The 13,576-nt window shown below is 70.6% G+C and carries 11 protein-coding genes; 4 read left to right on the forward strand and 7 right to left on the reverse strand.

Features of this window, described 5'->3' with window-relative positions; genetic code table 11:
- Nucleotides 1-30: 30 nt before the first annotated feature.
- Both GQF42_RS14800 and GQF42_RS14805 read left to right on the forward strand, forming a co-directional pair.
- Entirely contained in the window at nucleotides 31-1,422 is a 1,392-nt protein-coding gene (locus GQF42_RS14800) for a coiled-coil domain-containing protein (RefSeq protein WP_158920090.1), read from the forward strand.
- Nucleotides 1,423-1,541: 119 nt separating this feature from the next.
- Nucleotides 1,542-2,081: a DUF4383 domain-containing protein gene (locus GQF42_RS14805; protein WP_158920091.1), complete on the forward strand. Its 540-nt coding sequence runs from the start codon at nucleotides 1,542-1,544 to the stop codon at nucleotides 2,079-2,081.
- On the opposite strand, the gene GQF42_RS14810 is transcribed toward GQF42_RS14805, so the two are convergent.
- From GQF42_RS14810 to GQF42_RS14820, 3 genes are all read right to left on the reverse strand, one after another.
- Nucleotides 2,069-3,184 (reverse strand): amidase domain-containing protein, encoded by a 1,116-nt coding sequence (locus GQF42_RS14810; protein ID WP_233273766.1) that lies wholly within the window; start codon nucleotides 3,182-3,184, stop codon nucleotides 2,069-2,071. The two genes, GQF42_RS14805 and GQF42_RS14810, sit on opposite strands and share 13 nt — an antisense overlap.
- Nucleotides 3,185-3,377: 193 nt before the next feature.
- Nucleotides 3,378-4,673, reverse strand: a complete 1,296-nt coding sequence (locus tag GQF42_RS14815) for a polysaccharide deacetylase family protein (RefSeq protein WP_158920092.1) — start codon at nucleotides 4,671-4,673, stop codon at nucleotides 3,378-3,380.
- Nucleotides 4,674-4,720: 47 nt separating this feature from the next.
- Nucleotides 4,721-6,865 (reverse strand): transglycosylase domain-containing protein, encoded by a 2,145-nt coding sequence (locus GQF42_RS14820; protein WP_158930171.1) that lies wholly within the window; start codon nucleotides 6,863-6,865, stop codon nucleotides 4,721-4,723.
- Nucleotides 6,866-7,157: 292 nt separating this feature from the next.
- On the opposite strand from GQF42_RS14820, the gene GQF42_RS14825 reads away from it, so the two are divergent.
- Nucleotides 7,158-7,370: an FmdB family zinc ribbon protein gene (locus GQF42_RS14825; RefSeq protein ID WP_158920093.1), complete on the forward strand. Its 213-nt coding sequence runs from the start codon at nucleotides 7,158-7,160 to the stop codon at nucleotides 7,368-7,370.
- On the opposite strand, the gene GQF42_RS14830 is transcribed toward GQF42_RS14825, so the two are convergent.
- The 3 genes from GQF42_RS14830 to GQF42_RS14840 are packed head-to-tail and all read right to left on the reverse strand — an operon-like array spanning nucleotide 7,367 to nucleotide 11,853.
- Nucleotides 7,367-8,176, reverse strand: coding sequence for an HAD family hydrolase (locus tag GQF42_RS14830; RefSeq protein ID WP_158920094.1), 810 nt, complete (start codon nucleotides 8,174-8,176; stop codon nucleotides 7,367-7,369). The two genes, GQF42_RS14825 and GQF42_RS14830, sit on opposite strands and share 4 nt — an antisense overlap.
- Nucleotides 8,176-10,650 (reverse strand): phosphoribosyltransferase, encoded by a 2,475-nt coding sequence (locus GQF42_RS14835; RefSeq protein ID WP_158920095.1) that lies wholly within the window; start codon nucleotides 10,648-10,650, stop codon nucleotides 8,176-8,178. The genes GQF42_RS14830 and GQF42_RS14835 overlap by 1 nt, the downstream gene beginning before the upstream one ends.
- 36 nt (nucleotides 10,651-10,686) lie before the next feature.
- Nucleotides 10,687-11,853, reverse strand: coding sequence for an HpcH/HpaI aldolase/citrate lyase family protein (locus GQF42_RS14840; RefSeq protein ID WP_158920096.1), 1,167 nt, complete (start codon nucleotides 11,851-11,853; stop codon nucleotides 10,687-10,689).
- Between the two features lie 185 nt (nucleotides 11,854-12,038).
- Between GQF42_RS14840 and GQF42_RS14845 the strand changes: the two genes are divergently transcribed.
- Nucleotides 12,039-12,806: a TerD family protein gene (locus GQF42_RS14845; RefSeq protein WP_158920097.1), complete on the forward strand. Its 768-nt coding sequence runs from the start codon at nucleotides 12,039-12,041 to the stop codon at nucleotides 12,804-12,806.
- 12 nt (nucleotides 12,807-12,818) lie between these two features.
- Here GQF42_RS14845 and GQF42_RS14850 read toward each other — a convergent pair whose 3' ends face one another.
- Nucleotides 12,819-13,553 (reverse strand): TerD family protein, encoded by a 735-nt coding sequence (locus GQF42_RS14850; protein WP_158930173.1) that lies wholly within the window; start codon nucleotides 13,551-13,553, stop codon nucleotides 12,819-12,821.
- Nucleotides 13,554-13,576 lie beyond the last annotated feature (23 nt).

A 13,576-nucleotide genomic window follows, 5' to 3' on the forward strand; every position in this document is an offset into this window, starting at 1 on the left:
CCAGGGCGGACCACAGCACGGGAGAGGGATGTGACGGCGACACCGGGCACGCCAGCGACGCGGACGTACCCGCCGTCGACCGCACGGGTCCGGGGCGGGTCCTCGGCTCTGCGCGACACCCTCACCCTGATGAGCCTGCCGCTGCTGGCCGCGCTCGCCCTGCCCGCCGCGTTCGCCGGCGGCGGCACCCGGCGCTGGTTCGGCGGGCGGGCGGAGAGCCAGCGCGCCGAGGCGCAGGCCGCGAAGGACGCCGCGGCCACCGCTTTCTACGAACTCGACACCGCCCAGCGGGAGTTGAGCATCTCCGTCGAGACCATCACGGCCGTGGACGACTCCCCCGCAGCCCGACGCGTCGCGAGCGACTTCGCCGCGCTCGGCCTGCGGATCGACGAGGTCAGCCAGCGCTACATCCAGGCCGTCGACGCCCATGATCTCGACCGGGACGACCTGGAGGCCTCGGCCGCGTCCCGTGCCCGCTCGGAGCTGACCGCCGCCAAGGACGAACTGCTGCGCACCAGGCAGGAGCTGGACCGGTTCGGCAGCTCGCTCGCACCGCTGCTGGGCAAGGCGGAGACCCAGCTGGCCCGGGTGGCGCCCGCCGTGGAGCGGGCCCGGCAGGCCCTGCTGGCCGCGAGCAACGCCCTGGACGCCGCGCGCGAGAAGGGCCTGCGGGCCGACGACCTCGCGGGCCGGCTCGCCGCCCTCTCGCCCGAGCTGACGAAGCTGAACCAGGGCGCCGGGCAGCACGGTGTGCAGCAGACGCTGGAGCGGGCCGAGCGGGTGCAGCGGGAGGCCGGGGCGATCCGGGCCGAGGCCGAGCGGCTGCCGGCGCTGGCGGCCGAGACCGACCACCGGCTGGTCTCGCTGCGGACCAGGGCGCAGGCGCTGACCACACGGGCCGGGCAGGTGGACCCGGTGCTGAGCGAGCTGCGGCGGCGGTTCGCGGCGGCCTGCTGGCAGGACCTCCAGCAGGTGCCCGAGCAGGCGGCGCAGAACGTTCGGCAGGCCGAGCTGAAGCTCCGCGAGGCGCAGTCCGCGCGGGAGGCCCAGCGCTGGCCGGACGCCACGTCGCTGCTGTCCACCGTACGGGCGCTGCTGAACACCACGGACGAGGCCGTGTCGGCCGCCGGAGAGCGGCTGACCAGGCTGAACGCCGTGCAGAAGGATCCGCAGGCGGAGATCGAGCGGACCCGGTTCGCGATCCGGGACGCCCAGCGGCTGGCCATGAGCGGACGTACGGCCCCCGACCCCCGGCATGCCGCTCCGCTGGACGAGGCGGTGGGACGGCTGGAGCGGGCTGTCGCCACGCTGCAGGGGCGGCACCCCGACTACTGGCATTTCCTGACGGAGACGGATGCCGTGCGCCGGGCTGCGGCGGGGGTGGTTGCGCGGATTCGCGAGGAGCGCGGGGGCGGGCGCTGAGCGGGAATCCGCCGGCGCCCCCGGCGGAGCGTCGCGGTGCCGTCGGTTGCATGGTCCCGTACCACGGGCGGATAGTGATGTGGATGCATGGCCTCCGCTAGCGCCCGAGGGAGGCGGACATGGCCACACACGCAGTGCACACGAAACCGCGGCGGCGGATCCAGTTCGATCAGCATCTGCCCGTCGACCACCGGCTGAACACGGTCTACCGGGTCGGCGCGGGCCTGATCGGCGCGTTCCTCGTCGCCTTCGGCATCCTGGGCCTGATCGACCACATCGGCTTCTTCAACACCGGCGGTGCGACGGTCGCCGGACTGAACACCAACGGCACGCTGAGCGTGCTGTCGATCGTCGTCGGGGCGATCCTGCTCGCCGGCATGGCGGTGGGCGGGAACGTCGCCTCCACGCTGAACATGGTGTTCGGAGTGCTGTTCCTGCTGGCCGGCTTCCTGTTCCTGGGGCTGCTGGACACGACGTCCAACTTCCTGGCGTTCAAGATCCAGAACGTGTTCTTCAGCTTCATCGTGGGCCTGCTGCTGATGACCTTCGGCATGTACGGCAGGGTCGGCTCGACCCTGCCGCACGACAACCCCTACTGGCGGGCCCGCCATCCCGCGGGGGACGAGCCCGAGGGCCGTGCACCCGATCAGGTGCGGTAGGCGTAGAAGTACGCGTTCGGGTACGACGCGACGAGGCTCGCCACGGACCGGTTGTAGGTGTTGGTGGAGTGGTACGTCACGTACGGCACGCCGTAGCGGTCGCGGTAGGTGACGAGCATCGAGTGGTCCTTGGACCCGTCCCGGTTGAAGTCCATCTGGATCACGTCGCCGAGGTCCGCCTGGTAGACGTCGGCGAGCGGCGTGACGCGCTTGGAGGACAGGGCGAACCAGGAGAACTCGTTGACGCCGACGAACGAGTCGGACTGGATGTCGGCGGTGCCGAACCACTTGTGGAAGTCGTTCGTGTAGCCCGGGACGTGCTTCCAGCCGCCCGCCTTCAGGGACTGGCTGACGAAGTTGGTGCAGTCACCGCCGTCGGCCTCGCCGTTGTAGTCCGGGTAGTCCGGGTTGTAGTGGCTCCAGTACTTCTGCGCGTACGCCACCATGGCCTTGTAGTCGTAGGCGCCACCGGTGAGGTTCTTGGGGTTGGCCGCTGCGGGCCAGCTGGTGGACGCGCGGGGCGCGTCCGGCGGGCCGTCGTCGGCGGCGGTGGTCTTCGCCTTGGCGACCGACGGCTTGGCGACCTGGTTAACGGCGAGATAGCCGTCGTCGGTGTCCTTGATGCCGGTCAGCTGCCAGTCGCCGCCGCGGTCGGCCTTGAAGGTCAGCTCGTGGTGCGCCTGGAAGCCGGTGGTCCTGGGTCCCTTGGCCGCCGGCTTCTTGTAGGTCAGTGTCGTGGTCTCGGTGACGGCGACCTTGGCGCTTCGGCCGTGCACCTCGGTCGCGTCGAGCGTGACCTGCGTGCTGCCCGCGCTGTACTTCTCGCCGAGCTTGGCGAGCAGGCTCTTGCGGGTGCGCAACTGGCTCAGGGCGGTGGTCTGTTCGCTGTTCTGCCCGCCGGACATCCGCACGGACCCCCGAAAGCCGGACGTGTGCCGCGTGCCCGCGCTGCCGACGCCGTCCACGAGGGCCTGGGTGCGGTCGGTGAAGACCGCGTCGGCCAGCTTCTGGAAGGTCGCCTTGGTGGCCGCGTCCACCGTCGGGTCGTTGGTGACGGCGGCGCCCGCGCTCCAGTTGGGCACCAGGGCCACCCCGGCGACCACCGCGGCCGCCGAGGCCCCGATTATGGCCGTACGGCTCCGCTTACGGCTCAGTCTTCTTGATTTCAATGATGTTCCCCTCTACGCCGGTACACCTACCGGACTCCGGTACACCTACCGGGATGGGGCATCCTTGCATGCCTCGTGTGGCAGATGTGAAGGGGGTTGCACAAGTGGAACCAGGCCTTTATTCATGTCACTTGACGACCGTCGACCAGTCCGGGGACTGAGCCGGGTCGAGACTGCGCAGCGCGGCGACAGTCGAGGGCTTCTGGACGTCGAGCCAGTCGGCCAGCTCCTTGAAGGACACGCACCTGACACCCTTTTTGGTGCATATCTGCGGGATGACCTTGTCGATGGCCTTCATGTAGATGCTGCCGTTCCAGTGCTCGAAGTGGTTGCCGATGAACAGCGGTGCACGGCTGCCGTAGTAGACCCGGTTGAAGCCGTCCATGTAGGACTGGACGGTCTGCTGTTCCCACTGGTCGTACTTGGCCGGGTCGCCGTCGGTCTTGCCGCCCGACTGGTTGTAGAGGAAGTTGAAGTCCATCGACAGGCCCTGGAAGTCCTTGCCCGCGTAGGGCAGCATCTCGAGCGGGAAGTCCCAGACGCCGTTCTTCTTGGTGGGCCATATCTGGAAGTCGCCCGGGGAGCTGGCGTCGTAGCGCCAGCCGTAGCTCTTGATGGCCTTGAGCAGGTTGGGCTGGCCCTCCAGGCAGGGCGCCCGGCCGCCGGTGACCTCCTGCTTGAAGTCGAAGGGCAGGGCGGGGATGTCCTTGTACCCGGTGTTGGTCCTCCAGTTCTCCACGAAGGAGTAGAACTGGTCGATCTCGCTCTTCCACTGCGCGACGCTCCAGTCGCCGCCGCCCTTGGCGCCGCAGAAGTGGCCGTTGAAGTGGGTGCCGATGTCGTTGCCCTGCTCGTAGGCGAGGCGGAGCTGTTCCAGGGTGGTGCGGATGTGGTCGTCGGTGGGGTAGTCGATGGCGGCGTCACCGGGGTTGTGCATCGGGCCGTGGTACAGGTCCTTCTTGCTCTTGGGCAGCAGGTAGATGCCGGTGAGGAAGAAGGTCATGTGGGCGTTGTACTCCTTGGCCATCTCCCGGTAGTGCGAGAAGAGACGGTCGTCGCCCTCGAGCGCGCCGTCCCAGGAGAAGACCACGAACTGCGGTGGCTTCTCACCGGGCTTGAGCGGCACCGGCTTGAGCGTGCCCTGCTGCGGGCCGGTGTAGGAGGTGGAGCCGTCACCGAGGATGTGGGTCTTGCCGTCCCACTTGGGGGTGGGGCTTGGCTTGGGGGCGGCTGCCTGGGTGTTCTTGCCGGAGGCGGCGGTCGGCGCGGTGTCGTCCTGGCGGTTCAGGGCCAGGTAACCGGCCACCAGCGAGGCCACGACGAGAAAGGCGGCCAGCGTCAGGACCTGCGGGCGGGTGGCGGCGGGGACGCGGCGGCCGGTGGTGGCTCGGCGGCGGCCCGTCGGTGGCTTCTTGCGGGACATGCGCGGCTCATTCTCCGAGGGGGGTGAGGGTGGTGCGGGTCCGGTCGTCAGCCAAGACCCAGCGCGGCCGCCCAGAGGTTGTACGGCACGTTGTCGGCGGATGTTCCCGCCAGTCCCTGGAGAGGCAGGGGCTCGAGGGATTTCGCCAGGTCCATCCGGTAGACGACGACGGCCGTGGAGACGGAGTCGGCACTGCCGGCGTACCAGGCGGCGATGTCCTTGCCGACGGTGTCCTTGTCGGCGGTGGTGCCGGCGGTCGCGGTGCCGGCCTTTCCGGCCACCCCCGGCCGGGCGGCGGCGGTGCCGGGGTGGGCGAGCCGGAAGGAGTCGGTGAGGGCGTCGGTGACGTCCTCGGCCACCTGGACGCCGATCGCACGCGTGGCGTGCGGGGTGTTGAGGTCGAGCGGGGTGCCGTTGCGGGTGATCCGGCGCACCGAGTACGGCTCCGTGTGGGTGCCGTCGGCCGCGAACGTGGCGTACCCGCTCGCCATCCGGATCGCGCTCGGCGTCGAGTTGCCCAGCGACAGGGCGGGCACCTGGGGGCCGAAGCTGTCGGACAGCAGCCCGGAGGCCTCGGCGGTCCTGCGCACCTGGTCCAGGCCGGTGTCCATGCCCAGCTGCATGAACGGGGTGTTCACCGACTGGGCGAGCGCCTGGCGCAGGGTGACCTTCCCGTACGACTTGCCGCCGTCGTTGCGCGCGGCGACCTTCTTGCCGCTGCGGTCCCAGTACGGCCCCTCCGGGGTCATGACGGGAATGTTGTCGTTGCCGTCGTAGACGGTCTGCGGAGTGACGGGGGTGGCGGGGCCGCTGCGCGTCTTGTGGACGCCCTGTTCCAGCCCTGCGGCGTAGACGAACGGCAGGAAGGCGGTGCCGGCCGGGACCGTGGCCGCGTTGGACTCGTTGTAGCCCTGCGTACGGTGGTCGGGGCCGCCGTAGACCGCGAGGATCCGGCCGTCGGTGGCGACGGAGGCGGCGCCGTAGTGGGCGTCCTTCGCCGGTCCCGGATCCTTCTGCTTGGCCTCCTTGCGGGCCTTGGTGACGGCGTCGGTGAGCGCCTGCTCCCGTTTGCGGTCGAAGGTCGTGTAGATCTGGTAGCCGCCCAGGTCGAACTGCTGGTCGGTCAGATGGGCGGCCTTCTTGACGTACTGCGAGGCCAGTTCGACCAGGTAGTCGCTCTGCGCACCGGTGTTGTAGAGCGGGTTGGTCTTCAGCGGCTCGGGAAACGTCTTGTACGTGGTGCGCTGCTGCGGGGTCAGCTTGTGGATCTTGACCATGCGGTCCAGGATCCACTTCCAGCGCTCCACGGCCCGCTGGTGGTTGGCCGCGCCGAGCGTCGGGTCGTACAGACCGGCGCCCTTGAGCAGTCCGGCGAGCATGGCCGCCTCGGAGACGTTGAGCTTGCTGACGTCCTTGCCGTAGTACGCCTGCGCGGCGCGCTGGATGCCGTAGCTGCCGCGGCCGAACCAGCTGGTGTTGAGGTAGCCCTCCAGGATCTGGTCCTTGCTCATCTTGTTGTCGAGCTTGAGGGCGATCATCGCCTCGGTGAACTTGCGACTGATCGTCCGGTTCTGGTTGAGATAGACGTTTTTGACGTACTGCTGGGTGATGGTGGACCCGCCCGCGGTGTCCCCCTCGCCCACCGTCTGCCACAGGCCGCGGGTGATGCCCCGCACGGATATGCCGGGGTCGGAGTAGAAGGTCTCGTTCTCCGCCGCCAGCACCGCCCAGCGGACGTCCTGGGGGATGTCCTTCAGGGGCATCGCCTGCCGCTGCACCCAGCCCGTACGGGCCATCGGGGTCCCGTCGGACCAGAAGTACACATTGTCCTGCTGGGTGGCGTACGTGTTGAGGTTGCTCGGTATGTCGGTCATCGCGTACGCCGTGACGAGGAAGGCGCCGAGCAGCCCGAGCGAGGCGAAGAAGCCGCCGATCCACTGGCGCCAGGAGGGTATCCAGCGGCGCCAGCCGGTGCGGCCGGGACGGGGATAGACGGGCTTGAGGCGGCGCGCGTAGGGCGCGAGTCTGCGCGCGTACGGCGCCAGAGGCGCAAGCCACGCGAGCAGCCGGCGGGCCGTCGTCGCGGCCGTGGCCACGGCGCGTTGCCGTGCGGAGGTACGGGTACTGCGCCGGCGCCCGGACCGGCTGCCGTGCACAGGCGGTTCCGGCGGGGCAGGCACGCGCAGCTGCATGGTCTCGTCGGGCCTGGCGGCACCGACGCGCAGATGCAGGGTCTCCTCGACGTCGGGCGACTCCTTGCCCTGCTCTCCCCCTCGGGGTTGTTTCTGTCCCCCCGACGCGTCAGTCACGACGGCGTCTCCCCTCCGCACTCGCTCTTGCTCGCGCGGTGAACTAAGCGTTCTCGCAACGGCGGAAACAAGCTATCAGCGTATTTTCCAAACCCTCACACATGTGTCTGTGAAGATGGCCGTTCGACCCGGATCAAGGGGTCGAAACCCCGGGCCCGACGGCTAATCTGGGCCCATGCCTCGCTATGAGTACCGCTGCCGGACCTGCGGCGACACCTTCGAACTCAGCCGTCCGATGGCGGAATCCGCCGCCCCCGCGACCTGCCCCACGGGGCATGACGACACGGTGAAACTGCTGTCCACCGTGGCTGTGGGGGGTACGGCAGGCCCTGCGCCCGCCCCCGCGGGCGGCGGGGGCGGGTGTTGTGGTGGAGGGTGCTGCGGCTAGGCGGACCGGGCCGCGTCCAAGAATTCCCTGAGAATTCGCTCCCCCGCCAGGACGCCCCGCTCCGGCAGGGCGCAGACCGCCGGGGCCGTCCAGCCCGTGTCGGCCAGTTCGCCGTGTCCCGGGCGCCAGCCGCGGTCGGCGGCCAGCAGCAGGTCGGCGTCGAGCAGCGAGTCCCCCGCCGCCAGCGTCAGCTGCGCGCCGGTGCGGCGGGCGACCTCGCGGACGGCCGCGCTCTTGGTGAGCGGCTTGGGGACGGCGTAGATCTTGCGGCCCTGGAGCGAGACGGTCCAGCCCCGGGGCTCCGCCCACTCCGCCAGCTCCTTCACCCAGCCGTCGGGCAGCAGGGCGCGCTCGACGACGAGGTAGACGAACAGGTCCTCGGCGACCCGGTGCTTGCGCACCCACGCCGGGTCGGCGGTCCGCAGCAGATGTTCGCGCACCTCCGCCAGCGACGCGCACTCGTCGGCCAGCCGGGCCTGCACGCCCGCGTGCCACTCGGCGTCGGTGACCCCGTCGACCAGCAGATGGCCGCCGTTGGCACAGATCGCGTACGTGGGGGGCGGCCCGGGCAGGTTGATCCGCTGGTACTGCTTGCGTGTCCTGGTCGTGGTCGGCACGAAGACGGACGTGTCCCCGAGGTCGGTCAGCAGCCGGGCCGCCGTCTCGGTCAGGTAGGAGAGCGGCCTGGCCTCGTGCACCTCCACGCACAGCAGCCGGGGTGCCCGGGCGTCCGGCATGGTCAGCGCCAGGGCCGCCGAGGAGTAGATGAGCGTACGGTCGAGGTCGCTCGCCACCAGCACCGCCATCAGACGTTCACCGCCCTGCCGTCGGCGCCCGTGGCACCGCGCGTGTACTGGGGGTGGATCAACCCGACGCAGGTGTACGGCAGTTCACCGACCTCCTCGACCGGCACCCCGCGCTGCTCGGCGAGCAGGCGCACATGGTCGAGGTCGGCGCCGGCCCCCGCCCGCGCGAGGATCTTCCACGGCACGCGCCGCAGCAGCACCCGGGTGGTCTCGCCGACGCCGGGCTTGACGAGGTTCACGTCGTGGATGCCGTACTCCTCGCTGATCCGCTCCACGGCCCGCCAGCCGGCCCAGGTCGGAGCGCGGTCCTCGGCCATCAGCTCCTTGACGGCGGTGCCGACGCGGTCGGCGACCTCCGGGAAGCGGGCGGACACGGCGTCGAGGAAGGCCACGGAGACGTCGGAACCGGCCAGTTCGCGGTAGAACTTGGCGCCGTGGAAGTCGTCCGGACCGACCAGGTCGGCGCGCAGGACCGTACGTGATATCAGGCCGGACACCGTCGAGTTCAGGCAGGCCGAGGGGATGAGGAAGTCCTCGCGGGTGCCGTAGGTGCGCACGCAGGAGCCCGGATCGGCAAGGACGGCGATCTCCGGGTCGAAGCCGCCGGTGCCCTCCGTCTTCTCGAACTCCTCGACGGCCTGGGCGAGTTCCCGGGTGATCGCGCCCTTGCCGGTCCAGCCGTCCACGAACACGACGTCCCGGGGGTCGTGGTGCGCGGCGAGCCAGCGCAGCGCGTTGGCGTCGATCCCCCGGCCGCGCACGATCGACACGGCGTAGTGCGGGAGGTCGAGGCCGTGCCGGAACTGCGCCCAGCGGCGCATCAGGACACCGACCGGGGTTCCTGCCCGGGCCAGCGACACGAGCACCGGACGCGGCGACCGCTCGGCGAGGACCGTCTCCGTCACCACTCCGACGGCCTGCGCGATCCGGACGGCGGAGGTGTCGAGGGCCGCGTGGAACAGCTCCTGGTACTGCTCGCTGGGCTGGTACTCCACCGGCAGCGACTCGGCGTAGTGCGCCCCGCCGCTCTGGATGGCCTCCTCCCGCTCCTCGGTCGGCGCCTCCAGGGTGACGTCGGAGAGGTCCTGGAGCAGCCAGCCGACCTCCTCGGGCGCGTACGAGGAGAATGCGGGGCCGCGGAGGGGCTCGGGCAGCATGGCCGGCCTTTCGGGAGCGTGCGGGGTAGCGGGGACGCCGGTCTTGGGGACGTAGGAGGGGACGACCGCGAGCAGGACGTGCGGGACGTGCGCCGCGAGCCGGGCCAGCAGGCCGTCGGGCGCGTGCAGGGCCGGGGTGTCGGCGACGGAGTCGACCACGGCGACGACGGCGTCGAAGTCCGCGCCCGCCACGTTGTAGGCGTACCGCTCGCCGGGGCCGTCCGCCGGGTCGTCGTGGGCGGGGAAGACCAGCCGGGTGCGGATGGCATAGCCGGGGTCGTCCAGCGCGAGGACGGGCGAGCGGGTGGTGGTGGAGAACCGCACCTCGGCGGCGACGGCCCGCTCCAGCTCACCGGCGAGGCGGAGGGGGGCGTACATCAGCTCTTCGAAGCCGAGGACGAGGACACGGTGGGCATCGGCGGGCAGGGCCTCACGTATGCGTGCGGCCATCTCGGGGAGCGCGGCCTCCAGCCGGTCCCGGTGAGCAGGCGTGAACCCGTGTCGCCCGCCGTCGGGGAGGCCCGCCGGCCAGCGCAGGTCGAGTCGGCGAGGGGCGCGGGGGACCACGCGGGCGACCGCGTCGGCCGCGCGACCGGCGGGCTCGTGGTGAGCCACCAGCCGCTGCCCCGCCTCCAGCACTCCCTTGGGCAGCCTGACGACCCCGGAGGCGGCAGCCACGAGATCCACCCGTGCGCCGATCTCACCGGCGAACCGTTTCATCCGCTCGGCATCCTCGGCGGAACGCATATCGACCAGCGCGACCACCACGTACCGCCCGCGCGGATAGCGCACGTGCAGGTCACGAATGGTGTTCAGCACGGTGTTCCCGGTGGAGAACTCGTCGTCGACGAGCACCAGCGGCCCGCCCCCGGCCAGCAGCGCAGGGTCCTGCGGCAGCAGCAGGTGCGACGTGGCGTGGGAGTGCGACTCCTCGAAGCCGCCGGCCCGGGCGAGACCGGCCACCGGCCGGCGCGTGGAGTGCAGATACGGCGCGGTAGCGAGCCCGTCGGCCACGGCGTGCCCCAGCCCCGTCGCGGTCTCGGCATAGCCGAGGACGACGGCCCGGGCCGCCTCCGCCTCGCCGAGCAGTCCGGCGACCCTGCGGCCCAGCCGGAACCCGTGCGAGTGGACCACGGACGGCGACTGCGGGACATGCTTGCCGAGCACGTTGGAGACCAGCAGATGGGCCCGCTTGGGGTTGCGCCGCAGGGCGAGCCCGAGCAGGTCCTGCAGACCGTCGTCCCCCACGAGTTCGACCCCGAGTCGCTCAGCGACCCAGGCGCCGGACCAGACCCCGTCGTTCACTGCGTTGTTCATGCGTTCCTTGGGCGGTATGGAAAGGATCAACCGGGTTCAGCCGGGTATCCCGGCGGCGAGGAGTTCCACGAAGCCGACGTCCTCGTGGGCCACGCCGAACGCCTCGGCGCGCAGCAGGGTCCGCTCGGCCCAGGCGCGATGCGGCTTCACCTCGTTCATCTTGTTCGTGTAGGCCGACCTGAGTACACCCCCGCCGTCCCGGTCCGGCCGCAGGATGTCCTGGGCGTCGCTGTACTCCTCGTGGCTGACCACGGACAGCGCGTGGACGGGCAGCACGTGGGAGGGGTGGATACAGGTCTTGCCGAGCAGGCCGTTGGCCTGGTCGAGGGAGATCTCGCGCAGCAGCCCGTCCATGGCGTGCTCGATCAGCCGCTCGCGCAGCCCGACGGCCTGCACCTCCAGGAAGGGGCTCTGCCGCAGCTGCGGCTTGAACATGCGCTCGGAGACCCGGAAGTACTCCCACACGGGCCCCGTCACGGTGAATCCGGTGCCGTCGGCCCGGCCCAGCATGTTCACGACGTCGGCGATCACGGAGGCGACGACCTGGACGTCGTAGGCGGTCATGTCGGGAGCGCGGCGCAGGCCGTAGGAGGAGCAGAAGTCGGTGACGCCGAGGCGCAGGGCCAGCACCCGGTCGCGGTATTTGTCGACCGCGCGGAAGATGCCCTCGAGGGTCTCCACGCGGGACTCGCGGTAGAGCAGTTCGGGGGACTCCAGGACGGGCATCGCGAACAGCCGGCGCCCGCTCTCGGCCTCTGCCGCGCTCAGCGCCTCCAGGAACGGGATGCCGCGCTCCTCGGCGAACTTCGGCAGCACGAATCCCGACAGCAGCCGCGTGGCCGGGCCGAGCCGGCGTACGAGGTCGGGGATCTGCTCGGGGGCGCGGACCCGGATGAACAGCAGCGGCGGCTCGAGGCCGGGCCGGGCGGCGAGGTCGGCGAACTGCCGGACGAGGTTCTCCTCGCCGTCCGCGACGTCCGCGTCGTCGATCGAGTCCTCCAGGCACAGCACCATCGAGATCACGCCGTTCCCGGCCTGTTTGACGATGTCGTCGGCGAGCCGCGGCCGGGTGGCGGGGCTGTACAGGGTGGCGCCGAGGGCGGCGGCGAGCAGCCGGGCCGGGGCGTCGGCGGTGAACGCGCTCGGCTCCCGGTGGAAGAGGCGCTGCCGCACCTCGGGGGCGATGTGCCCGAAATGACGCATGGGACTCCCCCAGGGCGCTTGCCCGAATCTCTGTGTTCAGTAAAGGGTGGCCGGTAATAGTACGTAGGGATCCATGTCCGGGGTTCCCGGTGGGCATGAATTTCCGGTAACTCGCTTGTGTCGGCGGCTCCCGGCGGCAGCACCCCGCATTGTCGTGACCAGGACCGAGAAGGCAGGATGACCGCATGACGCACGCCATGCTGAAGGGGTCGAACATCCCGCTGGAAGCCACCACGGTCCGGGCCGTGCTGCGCTGGACTCCCGGGCAGGGGGCTCCGGACGTGGACGTCTCGGCGCTGCTGCTGGGTCCCGACGGCCGTGTGCGCTCCGACGAGGACTTCGTCTTCTACAACCAGCCCCGGCATCCGTCGGGAAAGGTGTGGCGGCTGGGCAAGAAGCGGGTCGCCGAGGGACTGACCGACACGATCCAGACAGACCTTCCGGGCGTCGAGCCGGACGTCGGGCGGATCCTGCTGGTCGCCTCCGCCGACGGCGTCACCTTCGATCAGGTGCCGACGCTGTGCATCCTGCTGCACGACGCGCTCGCCGACGGAGAACCGCTGGCCCGCTTCGACATCAAGCCGGAGACCGGCGCGGAGACGGCGCTGATCTGCGGTGAGCTGTACCGGCGCGGGGAGGGCTGGAAGTTCCGCGCGCTGGGCGAGGGGTACCAGGACGGGCTCAAGGGCCTCGCGACGGACTTCGGCATCTCGGTGGACGAGTCGGCGCAGGGGGCGGAGCCGGAGGCGGAGCCCACGGTGTCCCGGCCGTTGCCTCCTGAACAGCCGACGGCCGCCGTGGCGCAGCAGCCGCCCGCGTACGGCTATCCGCAGCCGGCGTCCGCTGCGCCCGCGTACGGCTACCCCCAGACCCAGCCGCAGCCGGTGCCGGCGGGCCCGATGGACCCGAACTTCCGGCTGCCGCCGCAGGGGCCGCAGTTCATCGGGCGCTGAGCCTCTTGGGTCTCAGCGGTCGACGGTCTTGTAGCCCCGCCCCCACTGCAGCCCCCACCCGTACAACCGGTCCAGCTCCCCCTGGAAGCCGTACACGAACTTCACCTCGCGGCGGACGATCAGCTCGCCCTTCACGTTCTCGATCATGACGACCGCGCAGGAGCGGGCCTGTGGGTGACGTTCGTCGAGGCCTATCTCGATACGGGGGCCGTTGCTGGGGTACAGCGTGACGATGGCGTGGGTACGGTCGAAGGCCGGGGTCTGGTCGTAGATGTAGACGAAGACCAGCAGGCGTTTGATGGCGTCGCGGTGGTCGAGGTTGACGTACATCGTCTCGCCGGACGCCGAGCCGAAGCGGTCGTCGCCGCTGAGCTTGATGTACGGCGGGGCGTTGACGTCTCCGAGCAGGTTCCCCAGCGGCTGGACGACCCCCTTCGTGCCGTCGGTCAGCTCGTACAGGCAGCCGAGGTCGAGGTCGACGTTGACCATGCTCTGGCCGTGCCCGAGCACCTCCGCCGGCTTGAGGGCCCTGAAGGGGTGCCGGAAGAGACTGGTGCGCTGGCCCGTGTCGAAGTCGGATGTGCGCATCCGCCAGGTCAGGTTGACCCGCAGATTGCCCGTGGCCGCGCCCTGCTTGGTGAGCGACACCGTGTGGTGCCGCCCGGTGAGCTGGATGGAGCCGGTCGCGGCCTCGCCCGAGTCGAATTCGGTGAGCCGCGCGCCGAGCAGCCCGTCGAAGAAACCCATTCCCGCCCCCTGGTAGCTGTCGT

Source organism: Streptomyces broussonetiae (assembly GCF_009796285.1).
GTDB classification, from domain to species: domain Bacteria; phylum Actinomycetota; class Actinomycetes; order Streptomycetales; family Streptomycetaceae; genus Streptomyces; species Streptomyces broussonetiae.